Origin of the sequence: Streptomyces sp. NPDC127084 (genome assembly GCF_042724175.1) — a bacterium.
GTDB lineage: Bacteria > Actinomycetota > Actinomycetes > Streptomycetales > Streptomycetaceae > Streptomyces.
In genome coordinates this window covers 2,696-7,489 of sequence record NZ_JBHXFA010000235.1, presented here as the reverse complement: position 1 = coordinate 7,489, position 4,794 = coordinate 2,696, and the positions used below count along the sequence as shown (strand labels likewise).

The following is a 4,794-nucleotide window of genomic DNA, read 5'->3' as shown; positions in this document are numbered from 1 at the left end:
GCAGCGGCCAGCCGGCTCCCCGGGAAGCAGCACGGGACTGATCGTTCTCGAAGACAGCGTCATCTCCTTGCCCCGGACCGGCAGCAGGCACCCATCGCAGGCCCAACTCCCCAGATGCCGTCAGCATACCCCCTTGAACCTTCCTAAATTAGGAAGCTATGATGGTGTCGCAAGGTCAGGGGAACAGCCCCAGACCCCTCCGGAAGGACCCGGACCATGCAGCACTTCACCGCCTGGCTCACTGTCGACCCGACCATGATCGTCGGCACCACCTGCGACGTCCTCGTCCTCGAAGATGAGTGGACGGGCAGCGGCTGGACCACGAAGGCGGGTGCGGACGAGGCGTTCAAAGCCGAGACCGGCATTCCCGCCGAGGTTCGCGGCGACCACAGCAAGGCACAGTCCGAGGCCGAAGACCTGCTGACCGAGGCGGGCTGGCGGACGGACGGCGACTGGGAGCAGATCGACTCCGGCTACGTCATCACCGTCGAACGCTCCTGACGATCGCACCAGTTCACGGCCCGCACCGGAAGTAACTCGGGGCGGGCCGCACCCACGAGAGGACTCTCGCCGTGCAGTACAGCGACCCGCCCGACATGCCCGAAGACGAGCGAATGACCCCCGCCGAGTTCAAGGTCGTCCGCGAATTCCTGGGCCTCACAGGCGACTGGCTCGCCGCCCACCTCGGCGTCTCGCCGCGCACCGTCCGCCACTGGGAGCAGGGCAAGTACACCATCCCCGACGGGGTCCGACTGGCGATCGAAGACCTCGAACGGCGCACCGGTGAGTACGTCGACGGCATCGTCGAGAAGCTGATGGACCTCCCAGATCCCGGCGTCATCACCTACCGCGACGACTCCGAATACGAGGCCGCCCACCCCGGGCCCGAGTTCCCTGCTTCCTGGCACCGCGCTGTCGTTGCCCGCGTTGCTCAGGAGGTTCCCGCGCTCTCCATCGCCTACGCCTCAGACGTCCGGACGCCCGCGCCATGACCGGTCCACCTCTGTTCGATTTCTGAGCCGGTCAGACGCTCACCGAGGCTTAGAAACAGGTACCAAGCAGCGGCTGGACGTGGGGGGAGCGGTCAGACCCGTGTGCTGGTGTAGCGCACGTTGGAACTCCACTGCTCCATCACCGGCGCCATGCACCACTGGCACAAAGGGCAGCCGCCGCTGCCGTACTTGTGGGTCTTGCGCTGGCATCCGGAGCAGAGGCCGACCCGGTCCCCGGGACAGGTCAGTGCGGACGGGTCGGGTTCGGTGAGCGGGGGCGGGGGAGTCGTGGTCATCGGAGGGTCCTGTTCTAGGCAGTCATCACAAGTCGCCCACTCGGCAGGATAACGGGCGAGGTCGCACGATCGTTCGAGGCGCGGCCGGGGTCTCGCCGGGCGGCTAAGTCACCGATGATCCGTAGCTGGGTGTCGGGTTGGCAGAACGGGCAGGCTGGCACCGCGTCTGCGGTGAGGAGCCGGCGGGCTTCGTCGCGGCTGACCGCGCGGTGCCGTTTGCCCTTGATGCCGCACTCGCCGTCGTGGACCTGAAGCGGTTCGCTGGTGGCCCTACTCAGTTCGACGACCCAGTCCGGGGGGCGGGGCCGGTTGCGGTGCCCGCGTTCCTCTTCGGCCTGCCGCTTCTGGATATAGGCGATCCTGCGGTCGATGCGGTCCAGACACATGGCGTGCCAGACCCGCAGGGTGGTCAGGCGGTCCAGGTCGGGCGGCAGGTCGTCGGGCATGTCGTGATCCAGATCCGTGGTCCGTGGTGCGCATACTCGCGTGTTCGAATACTAGTTCGATAGTGTGGGGAGTGAGAGGCGGGTGCAGTGAACACGGACGGAGAGATGCGGCAGGTGCCGGTGGTGATGCATGTGCGCTGCCCGGAGCGGCTGCCGGAAGAGCTGTACCGGCTGGTCCTGGAGCAGCTCGGGGAGCTGTCACCGGTGGTGCAGGCCCTGCCGCCCACCGCGGCCCTGGTCGACCTGCGCGGCGCGCTGCGCTACCACGGCGCCACCGCCGCCCACCTCGGAGACGTGCTCCGGCTGCGGACGGTCTCCCGGTACGGCATCGACGTACGCGTCGGCATCGGCTCGACCGTCACCGTCGCCACGACCGCCTCTGCACAGATCCCGCACCCGGGCGGCGTCCTGGCCATCGAGCCGGCCGACGTCACCGACTGGCTCGCCCTGCTCCCCGTAGAGGACCTGCACGGCATCGGCCCCCGTCACGCGGCCGTCCTGAAGCGCTACGGCATCGACCACGTCGGCATGCTCGCCGCGCTCCCGCCGGCCACGGTCCAGCGGATGCTCGGAGGGAAGGCCGGCCGTACAGCGGTCGATCGGGCCCGCGGCATCGACCCCCGCACCGTCACCCCACGCCTCCAGCCGGCTTCCGCGACGGTCCGCCACCGCTTCCCCCACGACGTCCTCGACGGCGCCCCCGCGCGATCAGCCCTGCTCGGCTTGGTCGTGCAGCTCGGTGCTGAACTGCGCCGCCGGGGGCAGGCCGCGCGTGCTCTCACGCTCACGTTGTCGTTCGCCGGCGGCCCGAAGTGGGAGAAGACACGCCGCCTGACCGAGCCGTCCGCACACGAAGACGACCTGCGCCAGCTCACCTACCAGATGATGGACGCCGCCGGCCTCCAGCGCGGCCGGCTGACCGGACTCGCGCTGCGCGGCGAGGACCTGGTCGACGCCGACCAGGTCGCCGAACAGCTCAGCCTCGACGCCGCCCGGCAGGCACGCCTGACGGCGGAGTCGACCGCCGACCGGATCCTGGAGAAGTTCGGGCCCGGAGCGATCGGCCCGGCCGCCACGTACCGACCCGCGAGCTGAGGAGGGGAGCCGTGTCTCCTACAGGTACTGCTCCCAGTCGCTGGTGACGGTGATACGCAGCCGTACGGTGACGCCCTCCCCCGCGCCCGGCGCGGTCTGGGTGTAGGCGTTCTTGGTGACGTCGGTGGTGGAGGAGAAGACGTTGTCGTCCTCGATGACCAGGCCGTCACCCAGAAACCCGGCCCACGCCTCGAAGAGCTTCTCGATCTCCGTGCGGTGTAGCGCACCGGACTCCTTGCCGACCAACACGCCCGAAGGGCTGACCGTCCAGGTCAGCGGACGCAGCCCGGCCTTGGTGGCCCGGGTCAGCAGCCGTCCCAGGGCGAGCTGGCCGGCCCGCTGCTTCTCGTACTCGTACTGGAACTCGCCAGCGGTCATGGAGGACAGCGTAGGAGGGCCCGCGACGATCCCCACGACCGGTGGCCCCCATCGGAGTTGATCCTGAGAGAGGTGCGGGGACAGGTCAGCGCTCGGACGCCGGCGCGGGCGAGGACGCAGCCGTTGGCGCGGGCCCGATCTGGAACGCCTGACGGCGGAGTCGACCGCCGACCAGATCCGGGAGAAGTTCGGGCCCAACTCGATCGGCCCGGCCGCCACGTACCGGCCCGCCTCCTGACCCACACAGGCGAGACCGGCAGTCCGTACGTGTCACGCTGCGGGTATGAGCACCACGCGCCGACGACTCGGCACCGGACCCACCCCCACCCCCGCGACATCGGCGGTACCCCCGTCCGAACGGCTGCTGCCCGCCGAACGCACCGCCAACCCGCTCGCGCAGGACGCCGGGCACCAGGACGTTGTCCTCCCCGCAGGACGGCGGATCCTTGGACCGGGAACGGCCGGGAGCCGGTGATCCCCAAGGGCGCCGGCCTCCGTCCCGAGGTCGCGCCCCTGGTCGCATCCCTGGTCGCACCTCTGGTCGCGTCGGACCCAGCAGACCGGACTACCAAAAGGCCAGACCAGAGCACGTTTTGACGAGTCCGGGCCACGCCGACTACTTCCCTGCAACGCCCTCTACGACGGGGTCGGGCAGGGAAGTCGGTCAAGCGGGTCTTCGTGGCGGGTCCGTCAGCGCGGGGTGAAGGGATCGATGGTGAGGGTGCCGTCGTCGTTCAGCCGGGCGTGGTCGGCGAGTTGGGCGAGCAGATGTTCGGGGCGCAGGCCGGTGCGGGCGGCGACGGCGCGCAGCCGGCGGCTGGGATCAGCAGCAAGCCAGACCTCGGTCCGTAGCTCGTCGCGTGCGTCCTGGCGTTCCTGCTGCCACGCGGCGTGCCGTGTCCTAGCACCGGTCCGTAGTTCGTCGCGTTCCCGCGCCCACTGGCTGCCCTGGACGTCCTGTCCTGGGTCGTAGGCCGGCCAGCCGCAGGTGTCGATCAGGGCGGCGACGCGCCGCCATTCCGTGTGCCGGGCGGCCCACTGCTCCGCCAGATCCTCCGGGTCCGTTGCGTACGGCCCCGGGTCGGCCACGGGGGAGTCCAGTTGCGCGCTGGTCTCCCGCTCCCGCCGCGCGGCTTCCGCGACCTTGTCCGCGACCTGCGCCGCGCTCAGTCCCGCGCCCTGCCGACGGACCGAGGCCCGCGCCACATCCTCCGCACCCCACATCACGCCCCACCCTCCTGCGCCCACTCCAGACCGAGCGCCGCCAGTTGCGCCCGCCGCTCCGGACTCAACTTCCCGGCCCTGCGGCGGGTGTTGTCCAAGAACGCTCCGAGCCGGTGCGGCTCGCCGTCCACGATTTCGACGTGCTTGCGTGCTGGCCGCAGATGCCCTTCGCGGGCGTGGAACTGCTGTGCAGCGGCGAGGTTGGCGGCCCACCGTGCATCCTGCGACTTCGGGGCACCCACGGCCGCCTCACCCTCCCCCAGGGGCTCGATCCCGATGGACTCCAGGAGGTACTGCTGCGCGGGCATCAGCCGCTCCCATCCGGCCCGCTGCCCGGTAACCCACACCCCCAGGTCCTCGACC

The 4,794-nt window shown here is 70.3% G+C and carries 9 protein-coding genes; 4 read left to right on the top strand and 5 right to left on the bottom strand.

Annotation, left to right across the window (positions count from 1 at the left end; all coding sequences use genetic code 11):
* Nucleotides 1-216 precede the first annotated feature (216 nt).
* Together ACFWI9_RS31795 and ACFWI9_RS31790 are read left to right on the top strand one after the other, a co-directional pair.
* Nucleotides 217-501 (top strand): hypothetical protein, encoded by a 285-nt coding sequence (locus ACFWI9_RS31795; protein ID WP_387168014.1) that lies wholly within the window; start codon nt 217-219, stop codon nt 499-501.
* A gap of 71 nt (nt 502-572) precedes the next feature.
* Entirely contained in the window at nt 573-992 is a 420-nt protein-coding gene (locus tag ACFWI9_RS31790) for a helix-turn-helix domain-containing protein (protein ID WP_387168011.1), read from the top strand.
* Nucleotides 993-1,084: 92 nt separating this feature from the next.
* Here the strand turns inward: ACFWI9_RS31790 and ACFWI9_RS31785 are convergent, their stop codons facing one another.
* Both ACFWI9_RS31785 and ACFWI9_RS31780 read right to left on the bottom strand, forming a co-directional pair.
* A complete protein-coding gene (locus tag ACFWI9_RS31785; RefSeq protein WP_387168009.1) occupies nt 1,085-1,288 on the bottom strand; it encodes a hypothetical protein in 204 nt (67 codons plus the stop codon).
* A gap of 14 nt (nt 1,289-1,302) precedes the next feature.
* The gene (locus tag ACFWI9_RS31780; RefSeq protein ID WP_387168006.1) at nt 1,303-1,734 is read right to left on the bottom strand and encodes a DUF6233 domain-containing protein; all 432 of its coding nucleotides are present in this window, start codon (nt 1,732-1,734) and stop codon (nt 1,303-1,305) included.
* Between the two features lie 105 nt (nt 1,735-1,839).
* Here ACFWI9_RS31780 and ACFWI9_RS31775 point away from each other — a divergent pair, with 105 nt between their 5' ends.
* Complete coding sequence (locus ACFWI9_RS31775) at nt 1,840-2,829, top strand: hypothetical protein (protein WP_387168020.1); 990 nt, start codon at nt 1,840-1,842, stop codon at nt 2,827-2,829.
* A gap of 18 nt (nt 2,830-2,847) precedes the next feature.
* On the opposite strand, the gene ACFWI9_RS31770 is transcribed toward ACFWI9_RS31775, so the two are convergent.
* A complete protein-coding gene (locus ACFWI9_RS31770) occupies nt 2,848-3,207 on the bottom strand; it encodes a hypothetical protein (protein ID WP_387168003.1) in 360 nt (119 codons plus the stop codon).
* A 283-nt stretch (nt 3,208-3,490) separates the two neighbouring features.
* Between ACFWI9_RS31770 and ACFWI9_RS31765 the strand changes: the two genes are divergently transcribed.
* Entirely contained in the window at nt 3,491-3,682 is a 192-nt protein-coding gene (locus tag ACFWI9_RS31765; protein WP_387168001.1) for a hypothetical protein, read from the top strand.
* A gap of 215 nt (nt 3,683-3,897) precedes the next feature.
* Here the strand turns inward: ACFWI9_RS31765 and ACFWI9_RS31760 are convergent, their stop codons facing one another.
* Entirely contained in the window at nt 3,898-4,431 is a 534-nt protein-coding gene (locus ACFWI9_RS31760) for a hypothetical protein (RefSeq protein WP_387167998.1), read from the bottom strand.
* The coding region (locus ACFWI9_RS31755) for a helicase associated domain-containing protein (RefSeq protein WP_387167995.1) at nt 4,431-4,794 on the bottom strand (364 nt) is incomplete at its 5' end. The genes ACFWI9_RS31760 and ACFWI9_RS31755, both read right to left, overlap by 1 nt.

Excerpts from the sequence above, each read along its gene's own strand:
- ACFWI9_RS31795 (WP_387168014.1), top strand. The coding sequence starts at position 217 with ATGCAGCACTTCACCGCCTGGCTCACTGTCGACCCGACCATGATCGTC.
- ACFWI9_RS31785 (WP_387168009.1), bottom strand. The coding sequence starts at position 1,288 with ATGACCACGACTCCCCCGCCCCCGCTCACCGAACCCGACCCGTCCGCA.
- ACFWI9_RS31780 (WP_387168006.1), bottom strand. The coding sequence starts at position 1,734 with ATGCCCGACGACCTGCCGCCCGACCTGGACCGCCTGACCACCCTGCGG.
- ACFWI9_RS31775 (WP_387168020.1), top strand. The coding sequence starts at position 1,840 with ATGCGGCAGGTGCCGGTGGTGATGCATGTGCGCTGCCCGGAGCGGCTG.
- ACFWI9_RS31770 (WP_387168003.1), bottom strand. The coding sequence starts at position 3,207 with ATGACCGCTGGCGAGTTCCAGTACGAGTACGAGAAGCAGCGGGCCGGC.
- ACFWI9_RS31765 (WP_387168001.1), top strand. The coding sequence starts at position 3,491 with ATGAGCACCACGCGCCGACGACTCGGCACCGGACCCACCCCCACCCCC.
- ACFWI9_RS31760 (WP_387167998.1), bottom strand. The coding sequence starts at position 4,431 with ATGTGGGGTGCGGAGGATGTGGCGCGGGCCTCGGTCCGTCGGCAGGGC.